This is a genomic window from Streptomyces sp. NPDC033221 (assembly GCF_055577005.1).
In genome coordinates, this window is the sequence record NZ_JBVIQN010000043.1 from 37,789 (window position 1) to 58,388 (window position 20,600).

Below are 20,600 nucleotides of genomic sequence, written 5' to 3' on the forward strand. Positions count from 1 at the left end.
AAAGAGCGGCGTCCGGCGCCCCGGGATTTCTACGGTTTCTTAACGGGCCGGGTGACCGACACCGGTTCACGCCGTCCCGGCCGGCCGCGATCTCCACATCTCTTTCACTTCGGCCCAGCGCCGCGCCTGCCCGGGGCCGAGGCGGCCGCGCAGCTCGGCCAGCTTCAGGAGGTTGGCCTCGGCACCGGTGGTGAGGGTCTGTGCCTCGCCGCGGTAGTGATCGTCGACGAGCGACGCCAGCTCGGTGTCGTTCATCACGGGGATGAGGCGCGCCGTCATCTTGTTGGTGTTGCGGTACGACCCCTGGAGGAGGAACGGCGGCTCGGTGCGGGTCGCGTCCGCCTGTGCGGCGGAGGCGATGTACGCGCGGTTGACGGTCAGCGCCACCTCGCGCACCTGGAGCAGTCCGCGCAGTACGGAGACGATCTCGCGCAGCTCGGCCGTGCCGTAGGGGTGGGCGAGCCGGTCGGCGCGTACGGAGTCGTCGCCCTCCGCCATCCGGACCAGCAGCCCGAGGTCGGCGCGGTCGCGGGCGGCGAGCGGGGCGAGGACCGGGTTGGCCGGCAGCGCGTTCTCGATGTGCGAGTGGGCGAACAGGGCCTCCTTGCCGCTGAGGACGTCGCCGAGGTTCCACACGTCCGCGCGGTTGGCGAGCATGTCCGGCAGCCGGAAGCGCCGGCCCGACTCGGTGTACGGGTTGCCCGCCATGCACACCGCGAAGCGCTTGCCGCGCAGGTCGTACGTGCGAGCCTCGCCGTCCCGTACGCCGTCCATCCGCCGCTGGGCGTCGCACAGCGGGATGAACTTCTGGAGCAGCTCGGGCGAGGTGTGCTGGATGTCGTCGAGGTGGAGGAGGACGTTGCTGCCCGCCTCCAGCGCGAAGGAGATCTTCTCGACCTCACGGCGGGCGGCGGCGTCGGGGGCGGCGGCCGGGTCCAGGGAGGTGGTGCGGTGGCCGAGGGCCGGGCCGTCCACCTTCACCAGGAGGAGGCCGAGGCGGGCCGCCACGTACTCCATGAGTGTCGTCTTGCCGTAGCCCGGCGGCGACAGCAGCAGGAGCAGGCCCTGGCTGTCGGTACGGCGCTGCTCCCCCGCGGCGCCCGGCCCCGTACTCGTGCCCAGCTGTTTGGCGAAGTTGTCGCCGATCAGCGGCAGGTAGACCTCGTCGATGAGACCGTTGCGGACGAAGCCGGACATGACCCGGGGGCGGTACGCGTCCAGGCGGAGCCGGTCGCGTTCGGCGGTGAGGAGCTCGGCGCGGCGGTGGGTGTAGGCGCGGTGCGCCGGAACGCGGACGCGGCGGAACGCCTCGGTCCGGGCGAGCAGCTCGTCCAGCCGTACGGGCAGGGTGCCGCCCGCGGCGATCCGCGGGTGGCTGCCGAGCAGGCCGCGTACGGCGTCGCCAGTGGGCGCGGTCAGCTCCCGGCGGCCCAGGGCCGGGCCGCACACCTCGATCGCGACGGCTTCGGGCAGCGCGTCCGGCGCGGTGCCGCGCGCCTCGGCGTACGCGCCGAGCCAGGCGGTGACGAGCTGGTGGCGGGCGGCCAGGTCCCCGTCGAGGGCGCGCAGGTCTTCGGCGAGTTCCTTGACCGCGGGCGCGTCCGGCCCGCCGAGGGCCTCCCGGAATCCGGCCAGCAGGTCGCGGGCGGCGGCGCTGGTGGCGAAGCGGGGGCGATCGGCGGCCGGTTCGGTCAGCCCGGACGGTTCGGCCAGCTCGGCCATCAGGTAGTCGCCGAGGGGCGACGACGGGCCGGCCGTCTCTCCGGCGAGTTCCACGCCCGCCTCCCGGAGGAATTCGTACGCCGCCCCGCCCAGCTCCGCGGCGAGCGCGCCCCACGCCGCCGGTGGCCCGAAGGCCGACCGGGCGCGCGCCAGGGAGTGGGCGCGGGTGGTCCACAGCGCGCGGGTGCGGTCGTCGGTGCCGTACGCCCAGAAGAGCTGTGCGGCCGCGCGCAGGTGCGACGGGTAGCGGAGCGGTCCGGCGGCGGTGTGCAGGCGGAGGAGTGCGGCGAGGATCGCGGCGGCGTCGTGGTCGTGGACGCCCCGGTCGTACCCCTCGTCGTAACGGGTCTCGGCCACCTGGCGGACGAGCGGGAGGAGCGTGTCGGTGGCGGCCGCCTCCCGGAGCGCGGCGAGGCCCGGAATCGGCGCGTCGGCACTCCGTGTGCCCGCGCCTTCCTCGGCCCCCGCCAGGATCAGCGCCGCCAGGTGCTCCGCCCGGTAGACCTGCGGCGATTCGGAGACCAGCGGCTGGTCCCAGAAGGCGCGGTGGGCCAGCAGCCGTGCGTCGTGGACGGGCGCGCGGTAGTCGGTGCCGGTGACGGCGTACGCGAGGTGGTCGCCGTGCGGGACCAGGGTGAGGTCGACGGGCTGGGTGTTGACGGCGAAGCGGTGGCGGCCGAGCCGGATGGTGCCGGTGGTGTCGTAGAGGTCGGTGCGGTCGCGCAGGGCGCGGGCGGCTTCCTGGCGTGCGGCGCGCAGGCGTCCGTCGAGTTCGTCGGCGCGTACGCCGTCGCCGAGGTCGCGCAGTTCGCCGGTGGTGGCGTGCACCTTGGTGACGAGCGGGTCGGCGGCGAAGAAGGCGTTGAGTTCGTCGGGGGTGGTGAGGGCGGCGGCCCTGCGGACGACGGTGGCGAGGACGCGTTCGGCGGATCCGGTGAGCTGTTCGGTGTGCCGGGCGCGCGCGTCGAGCTGGGCCTGTTTGCGTGCGGAGAACGCGTCGTGGATCTCCTCGCGCTGGGCGGTGATCCGCTCCAGGTGGGCGTCGGACGTGCCGAAGCGCGCTTCGAGGTTTTCCAGTTGCAGGAGCAGGCGGCCGAGTTCGTCGTCGCATTCCTCGGGGGTTCCGGCCGCGGCCAGTGCGCCCGAGACGGCCTGTCCGAGCAGCGCGAACTGGGCCGCGAACTCCTCGCGTCCCTCTGCGTCGAGCAGGTCGCGGCGCCGGGTGTCCAGGGTGGCGCGGGCGCGGTTGACGGCGCCGAGCACTTCTCCGGCGCGGGTCAGGATGGCGGTCCGTACGGTCGTGTCCGCGAGGTCGAGGGTGCCGGCGATCTCGGTGACGACGCGCAGTCCTTCGGCCTGTTCGTCGATGCGCGCGGCGAGCGGTTCGGCGTCCGCGGCGGTGGCCACCGCGGCGGCTTCGTCGGTCAGCTCCGCGACGGCGCGGTGAGTGGCGGTGAAGGCGTCCTCGCCGCTGAGGAAGGCGATGGCCCGGCGTCCGGCGGCGGCCAGGGCGTCGGCGACGTCCGCGGAGAGTTCCGCGAGACGGTCCGGGTCGATGTGCCGGGTTTCCCGCAGGGTTTCCAGGCGGCCTTGGGCGTGGCGGAGGGCGGTGAGGTTGCGTACCCAGGCGTCGGCGTTCGCGGGCTGTTCGCCGCGGACCCGCCGGATCAGGGCGGTGGTGCGGTCCGCTGCCTCCTCCAGTGCGGTGGCGGCCTGGCGGCGCAGTTCGGTGACGCGCGCGAACTCCTCGACGACCTGTACAGCGGCGGCCCGTACGGCTTCCAGCGGCTCGCCGAGCGCGCCGAGTGCGGTTTCGCCGAGCCAGTGGTGGCGGTCCGCGACCCGGGCGGCCGCGGCGGCGATGGCCTCGAACACCGGGCCGGCCGGGGCCATGTCGGTGGCCATCCGGGCGACCGAGAGCGCGTCGGACACGCCGCGTACCAGCTCGGCGTTGCCGATCCGGGCCAGCGGGCCGCCCGCGGCCGGCTGTGCGGCGGTGTACGCGTCGGAGGTGAAGGGGGTGCGCCAGACCTGGACGGGGTGGACGCGGGCCGGCTCGCGGGAGCCGCGCAGTACGGCCAGGGTGCCGTCGTCGAGGAGTGCGTGGCCGTACGCGGTCAGCGGGGTGGCGGCCTCCTCGCGGACGATGTTGTACGGGAGGAGCAGGGTGCGGCCTTCGGCGCGGTCGTGGAACGCGTAGAGGACGTCCTCACCGTTCGGGGAGCGGTGTTCGCGGTCGAAAGCGAGGCCGGTGGTGTCGGTGTCGAAGGTCCTTGCGGTGCCGTTGGTGAGGTAGTGGCCGCCGGGGAAGACGATGCCCTGGTCCTCGGGAAGGGCCCGGCACGCCTGCCCGATCGCGTCGATCCGGCGTACGTCGCGGGTGCGGGTGTTGAAGACCAGGTAGCGGTCGGCGGTCTCGTTGTACGGGCGGACGCGCAGCAGGACCAGCGGCCCGACGCGGGCGTGGGCGACCTCGGCGTCGGCGAGGGACTGCAGGGGCTCGTCCACCGGCTCCGAGTAGAGGCCTTCGTCGTCCGTCTCGGTGTCGGCCTCGGCTCTCAGGGTGAGCGAGCCGCCGGCGGTCGAGAGGAAGACCTCGCCCTGGACGGACAGGAGCGGGCAGCGGCCGGGTACGTGGTCCTCGCGGATGGCCGGGGTCCAGGTGAAGTCGTGGGAGGGCGGGGCGGTGTGGTCGCGTTCGCCCTTGGCGTCGAGGTAGACGGGCGCGCCGTCCCCCGACGTGGTGATCTTCCAGCGCAGTACGCGGATGTCGTCGAGCCGTTCGCCGGTACGGAAGACGGCGAGCAGCAGGGCGCCGGTGCGGTACAGCCGCAGCAGCCGGGCCTGGCGGTAGTAGCGGTACAGCTCCTCGAAGTCCCGCTGGAAGCGGGGGTCGTCGAGAAGGCCGGGCAGGGTGCCGGGCTCCGCCGGTTCCAGGCGTACGGCGTCGCCGGTGGCGTGGAGGCGGTACAGGGTGAAGACGTCGGGGACGGTGGTCGCGGGCGCGCCGGGCTCTGGGCGGCCGTTGCGGCCGGTCAGCAGCAGCCCGCCGACCTGCGCGATGTCCCGGATCACGGCGGCGTCGGCGGTGTGCAGGCCGTCGGTGCCGAGCAGGGCGAGTTCCGTGCCGCCGAAGGTGTCGACGCGGCGGGCGTTGAGGGTACGGGCCCGGTCGGCGAGGTCGGCGGCGGCACCGGCGAGGCGGTCGCGCAGCAGCTCGTACGTACCGTCGGCGAGTTCCGTGCCGTGCGCGGTGTCCTGCTGCGGCGTGCCGTCGGGGCCGTGTCCGTCCCGGCCACCGGTCTCCGTCACGAGGTCGTTCTGCACGAGATGCCTCTCCTGTCCCTGCGCGCGGACCATTTCCCGGCCCGCCCGGCCCCGCGCCCGCCTGCGCGCGCTCGCCGTCCACCAGTGGTCACTTCTGTGTCGTGGCTGCGTACGGGCTGGGTCCGTCCCGTAGGCAACCGTTGTCCCCGCCGCGGGTCGGGACGCGGTGGCGAGTGCATCCCCCGGAAGCACTCCCCCGCGACCCGACCCGCCCCGGGCGGCGGCTACTTCGCCGCCACCGCCGCGCCGTTGGCCGGGGACGGTCCCGTGACCGCCTCGGCGATCCGGGTGTCCGCGAGGCCGTTGGCGTGCGCGGCGTCCAGCAGGCTCTGGAGCTGCCCGGACTGCGGGCCGCCCCGGTCGATGAGCTTGGTCAGGGCTCCGGCCAGGGTCAGGTCGCGCAGCCCGGCCGCGCCGAGTCCGCCGAGCATCGTGGTCAGGTCCTTGGTGAAGGTGGACCCGTTCTTGTCCAGCCAGGGGCCGGCGGCCGTACGGACCGTCTCGGAGCGCTCGACCAGGGCGTCCAGCCCCTTGGCCGCGCCGATCGAGCCGGCCAGCCGGTCGAAGAAGACGCTCTCCCCGCCGACGATGTCGATCTTCGCGTTCTCCAGGCCGGTGGCCAGCACCTTCGCCTGCACCTCGGCGATCTGCCGCTGGGTGTCCAGGCCCGCGAGGCGGACCTCCTTGTCGGCCGCGACGCGCAGCCGGTACTCCTCGTGCTCCCGGCTCGCCGCGTCCAGCGCCGCCATCGCCGCAGCCTTCTCGGTGAGTCCGGCCGCCTCGGCCTTGAGCAGCGCCTCGGCCGCCTCCGCCTCGGCCCGGCCGGCCTTCTCGACGGCCGCCGCGTTCCTCTCCCGTACCTTCACCTCGGCCAGTCCGGCGGCCGCCGCCTCGGCCTGGGTGCCCTCGGCGAGCCGGATCTTGGCCTGGGCGTCCAGGTCGGCGGCCTTGCGCCGGCCCTCGGCCAGCGTCAGCGCCTCGGCGGCGCGGTGGGCCGCGGCCTGCTCGGCGGCCTCGGCCGCCTTGATGTCCTTGACCAGCCGCTGCTGCGCCTCGGCCTCGGCGCGGATGACCAGCGACTGCCGCTCGCGCTCCGCCTCCTCGACGGTACGGAGTTTCTTGATCTCCTCCTCCTGGGCGGCGACGGTCTTCTCGACCGCGATCCGCTCCCGTACGACGTCCGCGATCTCCCGCTTCTCGGCCTCGACCTCCTTGTCGGCGGCGATCCTCGTCAGCTGGGTCTCCCGTTCGCGGGCGATGACCTCCAGGAGGCGGTCCTTCTCGATGCGCTCGTTCTCGATGGCGATGACGCGTTCGCGGTTCTTCTGCGCCACCGCGACCTCGCGTTCGCGGTTTTCGTTCTGAATGCCGAGCGCCTCCTCGGTCTTCAGGTGCGCGGAGTGCGAGCGCAGCCGCTCCTCGGCCTGGACGCGGGCCGTCTCGGCCTCTTCCTTGGCGCGTACGGTGGCGATCTCGCGCTGCTGGCGGATCTCCGCGTCGGCCTGCCGGCGCTCCAGCTCCAGGACGGCTTCCCGGGCGTCGACGTTCTGCCGGGTGATCTCCTTCTCCTCGTGGCGCCGGTACTCGTTGGTGCGGACGTGCTCGATCGCGGTCAGCTCGGTGATCTTGCGGATGCCCTGGGCGTCGAGGATGTTGGCGGAGTCGAGCTGCTCCAGCGGTGTCTGCTCCAGGTAGTCGATCGCCGCATCCTCCAGGCTGTAGCCGTTGAGGTCGGTGCCGATGACGGCGATGATCCGGTCCCGGAACTCGTCGCGCTTGGTGTAGAGATCCTGGAAGTCCAGCTGCTTGCCGACGGTCTTGAGAGCTTCGGAGAACTTGGCGTTGAAGAGTTCCTGGAGCGTGCCGACGTCGCTGGCGCGCTCGGTGCCGATGGCCTGGGCGACCTTGACCACGTCCTCGCGGGTCTTGTTGACCCGTACGAAGAACGCGATGCGGATGTCGGCGCGGATGTTGTCCCGGCAGATCAGGCCCTCGTGGCCGGTACGGCCGATCTCGATGGTCTTCACCGAGATGTCCATCACCTCGGCCTTGTGCAGCACCGGCAGCACCACCGAGCCGGTGAAGGTCACATCGACCTTGCGGTACTTGGAGACGATCAGCGCCTGGCCCTGGTGGACCTTGCGGTAGAGGCGGGTGAGGGCGAGGACCGTGACGAGCACGATCAGTACGGCCACGGCGACGGTCACGCCGATTCCTACGGTGATGGCATCCATCGGTACATCAGTCCCTGCGGTGTGTCGGGGAGTTCGACGGGCGCGGCGGCGCACGCGGCGGGCGCGGCGCGCTCCGGTCGGTGGTCGTTCGGCGCTCAGGCGCCCGTGCCGTACGGGTCCAGGGCGGCGTCGAAGGGCGCGACCCGGAAGAACTCGCCTTCGGCGTCGTAGTCGAAGATCAGCGCACTGCTGCCGGCGGCGAGGCCGGTCTCCTCCGTACGGACCTGGACGATGGCCGTGGAGCCGTCGTCGGCCCGTACCTCGGCCTGGCCGAAGCCGGACGAGACCCGGCCGGTGCGGATGACGCACACCCGGCCGACGAAGTCGTCGCGGGAGGCGACCCGTTCAGGAGGCAGCAGGCGGCGGGCCAGGCGCGTCGCGACGCGGGTGCCGGCCCAGGCCGCGCACAGCGCGAGCGCCAGTGCGGCGGCGCGCAGCGGTACGTTCCCGGTCAGCGCGGCAGCGGCCAGGGACACGGCCCAGGCGATCAGCACGCCGAGCGAGAGGGTGACCGTCACGGGCAGTCCGGCGGTGCCGGCGGAGCCGCCGTCGACACCCTCACCCCCGTCGAGGATGTCGACGCCTGCCCCGCCGATCAGCACCAGCAGCCAGTACGCGGCCACCACCAGCAGCGCGAAGGTGAAGAACACGGCCGGGAAGGCGAGTGCGGCTCGTGTGAACGCTCCAAGGTCACCCATGGCTGTCCGTCCCCCCGTTCGCGTGTGTTTCTGCCGGTTCCCAGATCGTGGCAGGGCCGCAGGGAGTCGCACATTGCCGGATCCCGGCAATCTTTATGCGTTCCTAATCACCTGTTAACGGGACACGGTCTTGCTTCCAAGGGTGGCCGGACGGTAGGGGAACCGGCCGGATTCCACCCTTTCCGCGTCCTACAGCGGCTTGTCCGGCCAGCCCAGCAGCCGCGCGCCCATCGCCGCCGTCTCCAGCGTGAAGCGCTGCAGGCCGTCCGCCGGGTCGTAACCGGTCAGGAACTTGATGCGCGCCAGGCGGTACGACAGGGTGCGCACACTCACCTTCAGGCGGCGGGCGGCCTCGGCGTTCACGTACCCGGACGCCGCGAGCGCCCCGATCGTCTCCAGCAGCGGCCCGGCGCCGCCGCGCGACTGGGTCAGCGGCCCGAGGACGGAACGGACGAGATCGGCCATGGCGGCACGGTCGCGCAGCAGTACCGGAAAGACCAGCAGGTCGGCGGCGCGCAGCACCGGTTCGTCCAGCTCCAGCTGCTCGGCCAGTTCCAGCGCGCCCAGCGCCTCCTCGTACGAGTGCACCACCCCGCCCGCGCCGGAGTGCACCCGGCCGATGGCGACCCGCCGCGCGCCGGGCCGGCCCACGTCGGGCCAGCGCGCGTACGTGGCGAAGGCGTCCAGCACCGTACGTTCGCGGCTCGCGCCGACGCAGACCAGCCGGCCCTCCTTGGTGGTGATCAGTACGTCGCGGTCGCCGAACCGGCCGAGCAGTTCGCGTTCGACCCGGCGGGCGACCGGATGGATGTCGTCGAACGGCTCGTCGCCCTCGGCGACCGCGACGGCGTGCTCGTGGGCGAGCCGCAGCCCGAAGCGTTCCGCCCGCTCGGCCAGCCGCCCCAGATCACTGCGCCCGTACAGCAGGTCGTCGACGAACTCCCGCCGGGCGGCCTCCTCCTGGCGTACGGCGAGCCGCTGCGCACGCTCGTGCCCTTCGCCGAACGCGGCGATGGCGGCGTCCACCGCGCCCAGCACGGCGTCACCGGTACGGGCCCGCTCCGCCGCGCCTGCGGCCCGCGCCACCCCGGGCAGCGTGCCCCACACCCGGCGTGTCTCCCCCAGGAAGAGGCCGACCAGTTCCCGCAGCCCGTGCCCCGACTCGGCGGCCCGCTCCCCCAGTTCCCGCAGCGCGTCCAGCTCCGCGCGCCGGGGCAGCCGCCCGGTGTCGGACACCTCGGCGAGGAGGGTGGCGTACCCCTCCAGATACTCCGGGGACATCCCGCCGTCCTTCACCGTCCGTACTCCCTGCCACCGCGCCGTGCACCGCCCCGGCTCTCGGGGCACCGTCCATCCTGCCGGACCCGGCGCCCCGGAAAGCGCGGGCCGGGCGCCCTACGCCTCCTGCCGGACCGCCCCCGCCGTGCGCGCGTGCCGGGAGACCAGCCCGCCCAGCCCCTCCCGGGTGGCCACGAGCAGGACACGGTCCTGGGGCCGCAGTGCGTACCCATCCCCCAGCTCCTGTACGAGCCGGGCGCGGCCGCGTTCCGGCGCCTCCTGTGCAGGGCCGGGCGCGGCGTCCGGCGGGCCGTCGGGCGCTGAGGTGTCCACGGCCAGCACGCGCAGCAGGCCGGGCCGGAACACGTCGGCGATCGTGTGGCCCTCCAGGGCGGCGTGGCCGCGCACCTCGACCCGGGCGACGAGCAGGACCCGCCGCTCGACGGGGATGGCGCCGATGATCTGGCGGCCCATCATCGCTCCGGCGAAGGCGGGCGCGGCCAGGAAGCTGACGCTGCGGCTGCGGGTCCGCGCGCGGGGATGGGCGGCCCGCAGCGTGCGGTAGACGGCGGTGGCGAAGCGGTCGTCGAACAGGCGCAGTGTCACCCGCAGCTGGGGCTTGACCGAGCGGGCGTAGAGGGCCGCTTCCAGATTGGTGGTGTCGTCGCTGGTCAGGGCGAGCAGGGCGTGCGCGCGCTGGATTTTCGCGGCTTCCAGTACGCCTTCGTGGGTGACGTCCCCCACCACGGTCGGCACTCGCAGCCGACGCGCCAGTGCGATGCCGCGCGCTTCGGGGTCCGCTTCCACACACACCACCGGGGTGCCCAGCTCATGCAGCTGGGTCAGTACGCGCGTACCGACCTTCCCGAGCCCCAGCAGCACGACGTGCCCGGACAGCCCACGCGGCGGACGGCGCAGCGCGGTGGCATTACGGAAGGTGCCCAGCCCTTCCAGCGCGGCGGCCACCAGGACGGGCAGCAGCAGCAAACCGGTGAGACCGGACAGCAGTTGCAGCACCTTGCGCGAGACCGGCTCGCCGATGGCCGGTTCGTTGATGGCGAAGAGGTCGAGGAGCGAGAGGTACATCGCGTGCAGCGGGGAGTCGCCGGTGGTCAGGGAGGAGGCGACGGCCAGCGCGAGGACGGCACCGACGACGCCGGCCAGTGACCAGCGCAGCCTGCGGGAGAAGAAGGAGCCCAGCGGCACGCCCCGGCCGCGCAGACTGCCCAGCCCCCACCGGACGCCCGCGCCGCCGCGCCGCTGCGTGCGTCCCCGGTCGTTCCGGCTGCCGGGGCGCGACTGGCGGCCCTGGTAGGTGATGGTCTCCAGGACGACGGTGCCGCGCCCGGCGGCGGCCGCCGCGGTGGCCTCGTCGGGGAGGAGGTCGGGTCCGTCGTCGGCGGACGGTCCGTCCCCGCCCGGCGCGTCCGGGGAATCCGCGGCCACGTCCGCCGTCGCCGACAGGACGGCGAGCGGGCACAGTCCGGAGGCGGCGGCCGGGCCCTGCCGGGCGGCGCCGCGCTCCACGGCGCGCAGCAGCAGCCCGTCGGCCTCGATGACCTTGCTGGTGCCCGCCACGGCGGTGGCCGCCAGCGCCGGCGCCACGGTGTCGGCGTCGGACAGGACCGTGGTGGACGCGTCGGCCCCCTCGGCGTCCGGTGCGCCGACCGCCGCCGCCTGGTCCAGCAACTGTTCCAGATACTGGCCGAGTTTGCGGTTGTAGAGCCGGATCACCAGCCGCAGCCGCGGATTGAGCCGCCGGGCACGCAGCGCGGCGTGGATGTTGGTCTCGTCATCGTCGTACACCAGCGCGAGCGCGCCCGCCGCGCCGATCCCGGCCTCGGCCAGCGTGTCGTCGTCGGCCTCCGCCGCCTCCAGGACCCGTATGGGCTCGTCGGGCGGCTCCTCGGCACCCCCGGTTTCGGCGCCGGGCGCGTCGGGCGTGCCGGTCGGCGTACGCACCATGGCGGCCGAGACCCGCCCCAGCAGGGCCTGGGCCCGCCCCAGGGCGCCGGCCGGCGGCGGGATGCGGGGGCGGTGCGGTTCTCTGGCGGAGGGGATGACGAGCGTCACCCGCTCCCGGTAGACGTCCTTGAGTTCAGCGGCGAGGCGACGCGCGAGGGCGTCGTCGCCACAGACGACCATATGTGGGGCGGGCGGGCCCTGTTGGGGCTGCTGAGGCACGGTGGACACGGTGCTCAGCGTGCCGCACGGAGCGGGCCCGGCGCACCCGGCCACGGCCGGTCGCCGGCCGCGGACCAGGGCGAAGGGGGCCGGTCCGGGACGGGCCGGGCGCGCCCGCCACACAACACCCCGCCTCTTGAGAGGCGACCAGATTCCCGGCCGTACCGCAAGGAAACTTACCCTCCCCTTATGCTCTCTTGTCGCGTTCTTAACGCCCGGGACGGCCGTGCGGGCGAACTGCGTGGATGCAGCGGTCCCCACGCCAGGTAGCGTGGTCGCCGAACACGCCAGGTCGAAGCAGCCGGCGTCACAGCACAGGGAAAGGTGCGAGGTAGGGGCCGATGCACATCGTCATCATGGGGTGCGGGCGGGTGGGTTCCGCGCTCGCACAGACCCTGGAGAGCCAGGGTCATACGATCGCGGTGGTCGACCAGGACCCGACCGCCTTCCGCCGTCTGGGCTCCGGCTTCGGCGGCCGCCGGGTCACCGGGGTCGGCTTCGACCAGGACACCCTGCGCGAAGCCGGAATCGAGGAGGCGGGCGCCTTCGCCGCCGTCAGCAGCGGCGACAACTCCAACATCATCGCGGCCCGGGTGGCCCGCGAGATGTTCGGCGTGGAGAACGTCGCGGCCCGGATCTACGACCCGCGCCGCGCCGAGGTCTACCAGCGCCTGGGCATCCCGACGGTCGCCACCGTGCGCTGGACCGCCGACCAGATGCTGCGCCGGCTGCTGCCCTCCGGGGCCGAGCCGCTGTGGCGCGACCCGAGCGGCGGCGTCCAGCTCGCCGAGGTGCACACCTCGCCGTCCTGGGTGGGCCACAAGATCAGCAGGCTGCAGGAGGAGACCGGCGTACGCGTCGCCTTCCTCACCCGGCTGGGTGAGGCGATGCTGCCGACCTCGCAGACCGTGCTGCAGGAAGGCGACCTGGTCCACGTGATGATGCGGACCGACGAGGTCGAGAAGGTGGAAGCGGTGTTCGCCGAAGGGCCCGAGGAGGCGCACGCATGAGGGTCGCGATCGCGGGCGCGGGCGCGGTGGGCCGGTCCATCGCGGGCGAGCTGCTGGAGAACGGGCACGAAATCCTGCTCATCGACAAGGCGCCGACGGCGATCTCGGTCGAGCGGGTGCCGCTGGCGGAGTGGCTGCTGGCCGACGCCTGCGAGATCACCTCGCTGGACGAGGCCGCGCTGCAGCGCTGCAACGTCGTCATCGCGGCGACCGGCGACGACAAGGTCAACCTCGTCGTCTCGCTGCTCGCCAAGACCGAGTACGGCGTGCCGCGGGTGGTGGCCCGCGTGAACAACCCCAAGAACGAGTGGCTGTTCAACGAGGCCTGGGGCGTGGATGTCGCCGTCTCCACCCCGCGCCTGATGTCGGCCCTGGTCGAGGAGGCGGTGAGCGTCGGCGATCTCGTACGGCTGCTGCGCTTCAGCCACGGCGACGCCAACCTCGTCGAGCTGACGCTGCCCCCGGAGGCGGCGCTGGCCGGCACCCGGGTCGGGGACGTCGAGTGGCCGGAGGACACCTCCCTGGTCACGATCATCCGCGGCAACCGGGTGCTCACCCCCAACAAGGAGGACGCGCTGGAGGCCGGGGACGAGCTGCTGTTCGTCGCCGCCCAGTCGCGCGAGGAGCAGCTGGAGGACCTGCTGTCGGTACGCCGCGAGGCGTGACCGCGGGCGGGTGACACCACCTGACGGCGAAGGGCCCGGGAACCAAGCGGTTCCCGGGCCCTTCGGCGTGCGTACGGTCCGGCGTCAGCGGCGGTGCTGCGGCGTCCGGTCGCGCTGCTCGGCGGCCAGTGCCTGCGGCGTGATGTCCTTGGCGAGGTCGCCGGCCACCCCGTCCAGGACGCCGTTCTCGCCCTCTCGCGCGGCCTTCGCCTCTTCCTCCGCCTTCTCCTTGGCCTCCATCTCCGCGAAGACGTCGATGGGCGCCGGCGCCTTGGCCAGGAACAGCCAGGTCAGCCAGACCGCCAGCAGGAACGGCGGGATCTTCAGCGCGATCAGCACCCAGCCCAGATGCGTGGTGTCCGCCCACCAGTACAGCGGGAAGAGGATCGCGCACTTGGCGAGCAGGATCGCGCCCCAGGCGTAGCTGGCCTTGGCGTACGCCTTCTTGCGGCCCGGATTGCGGGTGCGCCAGGAGAGGTTCTCCTTGAACACCGGCCCCAGGATCAGACCGATCAGCGGCGCGCCGGCCAGCGTGGTGACGATGTAGGCGACCGCCAGGCCCAGGGTGTAGAGCATCCCGGGCAGGTAGAAGTCCTTGGCGTTGCCGGTCATCATCGCGAAGACCACACCGAAGGCCACCCCGAAGACGCCGCCGAAGGCGTGCTTGACGGTGTCCTTGCGCACCAGGCGGGCCACGGCCAGCACCAGCGAGACCGCGAGCGCGGCGATCGCGGAGCTGTGCAGGTCCTTGTTGACCGTGTAGATCGTGACGAACAGCAGGCCGGGCAGCACGGTCTCGACCATGCCGCGCACGCCGCCGAAGGCCTCGAACAGGGCGGCTTCGGTGACGGCTCTGCCGTCCGGCGCGGCGTCCTGCTCCTGGGCCGGCCCGTGGGCCGGTCCGGTGGTTCGGTTCGGTCGGTCGTCAGACGTCACCGGCTACTCCTGTCCGAGTGGTCGGAGTTCGTATTTCGGATTGAACAGCACCCGGCGTCCATGGCTCATGGAGATCCGGCCCGAGGCGATGAGCTTGCGGCCCGGCTCTATGCCGGTGATGGCACGCCGGCCGAGCCACACCACGTCCAGTGCGGCGGAGCCGTCGAACAGTTCCGCCTCCAGGGCGGGCACACCAGCGCGCGGCCGCAGCGTCACATGCCGCAGGGTGCCGGTGACCTTGACTATCTGCCGGTCGTCGCAGTCGCAGATGCGGGTGCAGCCCGTGTTCTGCGCATCCTGCTGCAGCTCGGCGGACTCCAGCTCCTCCTCGGAGGAGGACAGCCTGTCGAGCATCCGGCGGAAACGGCCTGCCGGCTTCTCGGATCGGGTCCCAGCGCTCATGAGGCCAGCGTACCGGTGCCCGGGGCCCTGGATCACGGCCGCGCACGACGCCGCACCGCCCGGTTGCCCCGGGGCGGCGGCCGGAGCGGGCGCCGGGCTCTCACTGCTCGAAGCGGTAGCCCATACCGGGCTCGGTGACGAAGTGCCGGGGGTGCGAGGGATCGCTCTCCAGTTTGCGGCGCAGCTGTGCCATGTAGACCCGCAGGTAGTTGGTCTCGGTGCCGTACGAGGGCCCCCAGACCTCCTGGAGGAGCTGCTTCTGACTGACGAGACGTCCCGTATTGCGGACCAGGACTTCCAGCAGATGCCACTCGGTCGGCGTAAGGCGTACGTCCCGGCCGTCCCGGTTGACCTTCTTGGCGGCGAGATCGACGGTGAAGCCGTCGGTCTCCACGACCACCTCGTCCTCGGTGGGCCCGGTCGGCTCCGCACGGCGCACCGCGGCCCGCAGCCGGGCCAGCAGCTCGTCCATCCCGAACGGCTTGGTGACATAGTCGTCCGCCCCGGCGTCCAGCGCCTCGACCTTCTCGTCGGAGGTCTGCCGGGCGGAGAGCACCAGGATCGGCACCCGGGTCCAGCCGCGCAGCCCCTTGATCACCTCCACGCCGTCCATGTCGGGCAGCCCGAGGTCCAGGACGATCACGTCGGGGTGGCGGGCCGCGGCCAGCTTGAGGGCGGTGGCCCCGTCGGGGGCGGCGTCGACCTCGTACTTGCGCGCCTTCAGGTTGATCACGAGGGCCCGTACGATCTGCGGCTCGTCATCGACCACAAGCACCCGGTTCACTGTCGTTCTCCTCGTGGTGGGGAAACCCGCCGGGCCGCGCCCGCGGGGTGTCGGCTGGAAGGCGGCTCCAGGGGGCCGGGCGGCGTCCCGCGCGGGGCCGCTCCCAGGGCGGCGGGACGCGCGCTCACGTCGTCGCCTGGGCCGGGAGATCGGGCCGCACCGGCGGCCCGCCGGGCGCGGCACACAGCGTGAGCACCATGGTCATGCCGCCGCCGGGGGTGTCCTCGGCGGCGAGCGTGCCGCCCATCGCCTCGGCGAAGCCCCGGGCGACGGCGAGGCCCAGGCCCACGCCCGCGCCGCGCGGGGCGTCCCCGTACCGCTGGAAGGGCTCGAATATGCGGTCCTTGGCGCTGTCCGGCACGCCGGGGCCGCGGTCCGCGATCCGCAGCTCGACGCGGTCGCCGAGAGCGCTGGCGGAGACCAGGACGCGCTCACCCTCCGGGCTGTACTTGACGCCGTTCTCCACCAGATTGGCGACGGAACGCTCCAGCAGCCCCGGGTCCACGGCGACGATCGGCAGCTCCTCGGGAATGTCCAGGGTGACGCTGCCCTCGGGGACGCCGCCGAGCGCCATCGGCACCACCTCGTCCAGGTCGATCTCACGGATCAGCGGGGTGACCGTACCGGTCTGCAGGCGGGACATGTCCAGCAGGTTGCCCACCAGGTGGTCCAGCCGGTCGGCGCCCGCCTCGATGCCCTCCAGCAGCTCCGCCTCGTCCTCCTCGGACCAGGCGACGTCGTCGGAGCGCAGCGAGGTCACCGACGCCTTGATGCTCGCCAGCGGCGTCCGCAGATCGTGGCTGACGGCGGCCAGCAGTGCCGTACGGATACGGTTGCCCTCGGCCAGCTCACGGGCCCGCTCGGCCTCGCCGACCAGCCGCTGGCGGTCCAGTACGACGGCGGCCTGCGCGGCGAAGGCGGCCAGCACCCGGCGGTCCTCGGCGGGCAGCACCCGGCCGGTCAGCGCCAGCGCCATGTGGTCGCCGACCGGCATGTCCACATCCGCGTCCTCGGGCCGCTGCAGCGGCCTGGCCTCCGGAGCGCCGTCCCCGGTGCCGCCGACGCGGCCCGCGCAGGTCCACGGCTCGACGTCGCCGGCCCGCTCCAGCAGCGCGACCGAGTCCATGCCGAACGTCTCCCGTACCCGTTCCAGCAGCGCGTCCAGCGTCGTCTCACCGCGCAGCACACTGCCCGCCAGGAAGGAGAGGATCTCCGACTCGGCGCGCAGCCGCGCCGCCTGGTGGGTACGGCGGGCCGCCAGGTCGACGACGGAGGCGACCGAGACGCCGACCGCGAAGAAGATCAGGATGGCGACGATGTTCTTGGGATCGGCGATGGTGATCGAGTGGGTGGGCGGGGTGAAGTAGAAATTCAGCAGCACCGAGCCGACGGCGGCCGCGGCGAGCGCCGGCATCAGCCCGCCGAGCAGTGCGGCGGCGACGGTCAGGAAGAGGAAGAGCAGGACGTCGTTGGCCAGCCCCGGGCCGTTGTCGATGGCGGTGAGCAGCAACGACAGCAGCACCGGCGCGACGACGCCGACCAGCCAGCCGGCGATGATCCGGGTCCGCCCGAGCCGGGCGCCGCGCGCCACCGGCAGGCCGCGCCCCTTGGCGACCTCGTCGTGCGTGACGATATGGACGTCGAGGTCGGACCCGGAGTCCCGGGCGACGGTGGCGCCCACGCCCGGCCCGAAGATGTACTGCCAGGTCTTGCGGCGGCTGGAGCCCAGCACGATCTGGGTGGCGTTGACCCCGCGGGCGAACTCCAGCAGCGCGTTCGGTATGTCATCGCCGATGACGTGGTGGAACGTCCCGCCGAGGTCCTCGACAAGGGTGCGCTGCACCGCGAGTTCCTTGGGCGAGGCGGACGTCAGCCCGTCGCTGCGTGCGATGTAGACGGCGAGGACCTCGCTGCCCGACCCCTTGGCCGCCATCCGGGAGGCGCGACGGATGAGCGTCCGCCCCTCGGGGCCGCCGGTGAGACCGACGACGATGCGCTCCCGCCCCGCCCAGATCTTGGACACGCTGTGCTCGGAGCGGTACTGCTGGAGATATTCGTCCACCCGGTCGGCCACCCACAACAACGCGAGCTCCCGCAGTGCGGTCAGATTGCCCGGCCGGAAGTAATTCGACAGGGCGGCGTCCACCTTGTCCGGCTTGTAGATGTTGCCGTGCGCCATCCGGCGCCGGATCGCCTCGGGCGACATGTCGACCAGCTCGATCTGGTCCGCCCGGCGGACGATCTCGTCCGGTACGGTCTCCCGCTGCCGCACACCCGTTATCGACTCGACGACGTCACCGAGCGATTCGAGGTGCTGGATGTTGACCGTCGAGATCACGTCGATCCCGGCCTCCAGCAGCTCCTCGACGTCCTGCCAGCGCTTGGTGTTGCGCGAGCCGGGCACATTCGTGTGCGCCAGCTCGTCGACCAGCGCCACGGCCGGATCACGGCGCAGCACCGCGTCCACGTCCATCTCGGTGAAGGCCGAGCCCCGGTACTCCAGCTCCGCACGCCCGGTCTGCTCCAGACCGTGGAGCATGACCTCCGTACGGGGCCGGCCGTGGTGCTCGACGAACGCCACCACGACGTCCGTACCGCGCTCCACCCTCCGGTGCGCCTCGGACAGCATCGAGTACGTCTTGCCGACGCCCGGTGCAGCGCCGAGATAGATCCGTAGCTTGCCGCGTGCCATGGCCCCATTGTCTTACGTGAAGGCCGCCCCCACCGGGCTGGACCTGAGCCGACCCTACCGACCCCACACCCTCACAAAAGCCGCAGGTGACGGCTTCGGGGCAGGTCTTTACGGGACTCTGATACGGGGTACGGGGACGGCCGCGCCGGCGCCGCCCGGAGGACGGCACCGGCCGGGGACACCGTGCGCGGTGGCCGTGGCGTGCCGCTGCACGCAGGCTTCCAATGGGCCGAGCGGTGGCCGGCGAGCGAAAGAAGACACGAAAAAGGACAGTGCCGTCCGTACGGCACTGTCCCTTGACGACTCACGACGTGGGTCCGCCGCCTTCGCACGTCAGGCGGCGGAAACTCACTTGACCGGCTCGAACTGCCAGAGCTGGGCATCGGTCTGGTTGCAGTACCACTGCTGGGCCTTCGCGCCGTCCGTCATCTTGGCGTCGTCGATGTCCAGGCAGCGCTTCTCGACGTGCATGGGACGCAGCTGGAAGAGATGCTTCACCGGGTCGACGAGGAAGAACCGCCACTGCATGTTGGGGCCGCCGCTGCACGTCCACTGCTGGATACGGGCACCGACCTGCTTGCCGCTGTTCTCGACCTCAAGGCACTTCCCACTGGCCACGGCCCGCAGTTCAAAGGCGGAATTCGCGACGGGAACCGCACGCCACTGCTGGGCGATGGTCCCGTCGCAGGTGTTCTGCCGGACCCCCGCGCCGTTCTCCTTCTTCGCGTGGTCGAGGTCCAGGCATTTGCCGCTGTGCGCCACCTTCAACTGCACGACCGTTCCCTCGTCGGCGGCGGCAAGCCGGGGGGAGGCAGTCTCTGCGTGGGCGGTGGTCACGCCGCCGGCCAGCGCGGCGACGCTGCCGGCTATGGCCAGCGTGGCTCGAATGGTCCGAGACATCGTGGAATCCGTATCCTTTGATAGTCGTTGTTGCCCGCGACAGCCGGGCATGATGCTCTGCCTGGCGCTGCAGAGCCGATTTCCGAGACGACCGGCTCTGCGCGTTTCAGGAATACCGGTGGGGCCTTCAGGCCTTTACCGGCAGGATGCGCCACTGCTGGGCGTTGGTCCCGTTGCAGGGGTACTGCTGTGCGTTCGCGCCGTCGTTCGTCTTGGCGTGGTCGATGTCCAGGCAGCGGTCAGAAACATGCGTGGGACGCAGTTCGTAGAGCCCCTTGGTCATGTCGACCATGTTCATCTCCCAGCGCATCTGGGGATTTCCGGTGCACCACCACTGCTGGACGTTGGCACCGGCCTGCTGGCCACTGTTCTCCACTTCGAGGCACTTGCCGCTGTGGCGGGCCCGCACCTCGAAGCTGGCCGACCCGGTGGGCACCAGCTCGAAGACCTGGTTGTCCAGGTCGTCGGCGCAGGTCTGCTGCACCGCGTTGGCACCGTTGGCGAAGCTGCCCTTGTCGATGGTGAGGCACTTGCCGCTGTGCGCGACCTGCAGCTGCACGAAGGTGGGCGCGGAGGCGGCGGCGCGGGGCGTGGCCTGGTCCGCGTGGGCGGTGGTCACACCGCCGGCCAGCGCGGCGACGCTGCCGGCAATGGCCAGCGCGGCTCGGATGCTCCGAGACATGGTGGGGTTCATCTTCTTCCTCAGTCAGTGGCGTGGGTGAGTTCAGCGGCAGTGGTCAGCGGGCGAGCGGGGTGGAGGTCTTCCACGTCGCGTCGCGGGCGAAGTCCTTGGCGGTGACGCGGCCGGTCTGGCGGGCATACCGGCCGCGCAGCGCGGAATGGCTGCCGGTCCGCCGGGACACGGCTGTTCCCGGCCCCCGGGCGGCCTCGAACAGCCCCATCCCGTGAGCGTCAGCGGGGGCGAGGCGGATCAGTTCGCGTACGAAGTCATGGTCACCGAGCAGGAGGACGTCCGCGCTCGGGTCGAGGCGCGAGAGGGACGCGGCGTCGGTCCACTGCTCGTCACCGGTCTCGGCACCGACCGACAGCCCCAGGGCGGAGGTCGTGTCGATTCCGCGCGTGCCGACCGTCCTCATACGCGCGAAGGTGCTGTTGTCTGTGCTCATTTCGGTGTGCAGGAACCCCTCTAGCCCCCCGTACGGGCAACCCAAATATGCACGAGATGGATAAGTCGTGAAGTCTTAACGATCCGGCAGGTAGCAGTCAACTCGGTACGAGCCGGGCTTGATTCACCGTCAGTACATTTCTTCACCGAATCGTTAGATTCTGGTGCTGCCGCTGTGATGAGAATGAGACTCATGCATGCCGGACGAGATGGTCGAGTGCCGGTACCTCGCACCCTCCAAAGGGCCGCCCTTTTCCGGCACGTGGCGTACGAACAGCGCACGGGACCACCAGTAAGGCAGAAGCATTCGCAGGAGCGACAGGCGATCCGCACGACGCCCCGCCCGGTGCCGACCGGAACCTTCGCGCCCCCTTTAGCGCTGCACGGAACCGGTTTGAGCAGAGCGAACCGTCCCTGCCATGCCGGAATGTGACGCTGCCGATGGGCGACCGGCATGGGACGCCTTTTGCACCTGCGACGCGACGTACGCACAGTGGCAGCGGGGACACCCCGGAGAACGTGTCGCCATAGCGGCGGAACCGAGCCGACATGCCCGGGTGATAGCCGAGCGCCTGCCCGGGCGCGCCCTTCCCGCGGCACTCAGAAATACCTAGGCAAGTCCCCCGTCGCCCACTCGCCTCT

At 72.2% G+C, this 20,600-nt stretch carries 14 protein-coding genes; 2 read left to right on the forward strand and 12 right to left on the reverse strand.

Annotation, left to right across the window (positions count from 1 at the left end):
- Positions 1–66: 66 nt before the first annotated feature.
- The 5 genes from ACZ53K_RS37240 to ACZ53K_RS37260 all read right to left on the reverse strand — a co-directional run bounded on the left by ACZ53K_RS37240 (position 67) and on the right by ACZ53K_RS37260 (position 11,404).
- Positions 67–5,049 (reverse strand): DNA repair ATPase, encoded by a 4,983-nt coding sequence (locus tag ACZ53K_RS37240; RefSeq protein WP_468845935.1) that lies wholly within the window; start codon positions 5,047–5,049, stop codon positions 67–69.
- A gap of 224 nt (positions 5,050–5,273) precedes the next feature.
- Positions 5,274–7,283, reverse strand: coding sequence for a flotillin family protein (locus ACZ53K_RS37245; RefSeq protein WP_468845938.1), 2,010 nt, complete (start codon positions 7,281–7,283; stop codon positions 5,274–5,276).
- A gap of 95 nt (positions 7,284–7,378) precedes the next feature.
- Positions 7,379–7,981, reverse strand: coding sequence for a hypothetical protein (locus ACZ53K_RS37250; protein ID WP_468845939.1), 603 nt, complete (start codon positions 7,979–7,981; stop codon positions 7,379–7,381).
- 189 nt (positions 7,982–8,170) lie between these two features.
- Positions 8,171–9,262, reverse strand: a complete 1,092-nt coding sequence (locus ACZ53K_RS37255; protein ID WP_468845941.1) for a PucR family transcriptional regulator — start codon at positions 9,260–9,262, stop codon at positions 8,171–8,173.
- A gap of 114 nt (positions 9,263–9,376) precedes the next feature.
- Entirely contained in the window at positions 9,377–11,404 is a 2,028-nt protein-coding gene (locus ACZ53K_RS37260; protein ID WP_468845990.1) for an NAD-binding protein, read from the reverse strand.
- Between the two features lie 380 nt (positions 11,405–11,784).
- On the opposite strand from ACZ53K_RS37260, the gene ACZ53K_RS37265 reads away from it, so the two are divergent.
- On the forward strand, positions 11,785–12,453 hold the full coding sequence (locus ACZ53K_RS37265; RefSeq protein ID WP_398174995.1) for a potassium channel family protein: 669 nt from the start codon (positions 11,785–11,787) through the stop codon (positions 12,451–12,453).
- Entirely contained in the window at positions 12,450–13,118 is a 669-nt protein-coding gene (locus ACZ53K_RS37270; protein WP_030021240.1) for a potassium channel family protein, read from the forward strand. The genes ACZ53K_RS37265 and ACZ53K_RS37270 overlap by 4 nt, the downstream gene beginning before the upstream one ends.
- An 84-nt stretch (positions 13,119–13,202) precedes the next feature.
- On the opposite strand, the gene ACZ53K_RS37275 is transcribed toward ACZ53K_RS37270, so the two are convergent.
- From ACZ53K_RS37275 to ACZ53K_RS37305, 7 genes are all read right to left on the reverse strand, one after another.
- Positions 13,203–14,054 (reverse strand): DUF3159 domain-containing protein, encoded by an 852-nt coding sequence (locus ACZ53K_RS37275; RefSeq protein ID WP_468845944.1) that lies wholly within the window; start codon positions 14,052–14,054, stop codon positions 13,203–13,205.
- Between the two features lie 3 nt (positions 14,055–14,057).
- Positions 14,058–14,456, reverse strand: a complete 399-nt coding sequence (locus ACZ53K_RS37280; protein WP_073760467.1) for an OB-fold nucleic acid binding domain-containing protein — start codon at positions 14,454–14,456, stop codon at positions 14,058–14,060.
- A 100-nt stretch (positions 14,457–14,556) separates the two neighbouring features.
- Complete coding sequence (locus ACZ53K_RS37285) at positions 14,557–15,240, reverse strand: response regulator (RefSeq protein ID WP_468845947.1); 684 nt, start codon at positions 15,238–15,240, stop codon at positions 14,557–14,559.
- A gap of 124 nt (positions 15,241–15,364) precedes the next feature.
- Positions 15,365–17,932, reverse strand: coding sequence for a DUF4118 domain-containing protein (locus tag ACZ53K_RS37290; protein ID WP_468845949.1), 2,568 nt, complete (start codon positions 17,930–17,932; stop codon positions 15,365–15,367).
- 348 nt (positions 17,933–18,280) lie between these two features.
- A complete protein-coding gene (locus ACZ53K_RS37295) occupies positions 18,281–18,832 on the reverse strand; it encodes an RICIN domain-containing protein (protein ID WP_468845951.1) in 552 nt (183 codons plus the stop codon).
- Positions 18,833–18,959: 127 nt separating this feature from the next.
- Positions 18,960–19,514, reverse strand: coding sequence for an RICIN domain-containing protein (locus ACZ53K_RS37300; protein WP_468845954.1), 555 nt, complete (start codon positions 19,512–19,514; stop codon positions 18,960–18,962).
- Positions 19,515–19,569: 55 nt separating this feature from the next.
- A complete protein-coding gene (locus tag ACZ53K_RS37305) occupies positions 19,570–19,929 on the reverse strand; it encodes a hypothetical protein (RefSeq protein WP_468845956.1) in 360 nt (119 codons plus the stop codon).
- Positions 19,930–20,600: the final 671 nt, after the last annotated feature.

Excerpts from the sequence above, each read along its gene's own strand:
- ACZ53K_RS37290 (WP_468845949.1), bottom strand. The coding sequence starts at position 17,932 with ATGGCACGCGGCAAGCTACGGATCTATCTCGGCGCTGCACCGGGCGTC.
- ACZ53K_RS37305 (WP_468845956.1), bottom strand. The coding sequence starts at position 19,929 with ATGAGGACGGTCGGCACGCGCGGAATCGACACGACCTCCGCCCTGGGG.
- ACZ53K_RS37295 (WP_468845951.1), bottom strand. The coding sequence starts at position 18,832 with ATGTCTCGGACCATTCGAGCCACGCTGGCCATAGCCGGCAGCGTCGCC.
- ACZ53K_RS37250 (WP_468845939.1), bottom strand. The coding sequence starts at position 7,981 with ATGGGTGACCTTGGAGCGTTCACACGAGCCGCACTCGCCTTCCCGGCC.
- ACZ53K_RS37245 (WP_468845938.1), bottom strand. The coding sequence starts at position 7,283 with ATGGATGCCATCACCGTAGGAATCGGCGTGACCGTCGCCGTGGCCGTA.
- ACZ53K_RS37265 (WP_398174995.1), top strand. The coding sequence starts at position 11,785 with ATGCACATCGTCATCATGGGGTGCGGGCGGGTGGGTTCCGCGCTCGCA.
- ACZ53K_RS37280 (WP_073760467.1), bottom strand. The coding sequence starts at position 14,456 with ATGAGCGCTGGGACCCGATCCGAGAAGCCGGCAGGCCGTTTCCGCCGG.
- ACZ53K_RS37300 (WP_468845954.1), bottom strand. The coding sequence starts at position 19,514 with ATGTCTCGGAGCATCCGAGCCGCGCTGGCCATTGCCGGCAGCGTCGCC.
- ACZ53K_RS37255 (WP_468845941.1), bottom strand. The coding sequence starts at position 9,262 with ATGTCCCCGGAGTATCTGGAGGGGTACGCCACCCTCCTCGCCGAGGTG.
- ACZ53K_RS37260 (WP_468845990.1), bottom strand. The coding sequence starts at position 11,404 with ATGGTCGTCTGTGGCGACGACGCCCTCGCGCGTCGCCTCGCCGCTGAA.
- ACZ53K_RS37270 (WP_030021240.1), top strand. The coding sequence starts at position 12,450 with ATGAGGGTCGCGATCGCGGGCGCGGGCGCGGTGGGCCGGTCCATCGCG.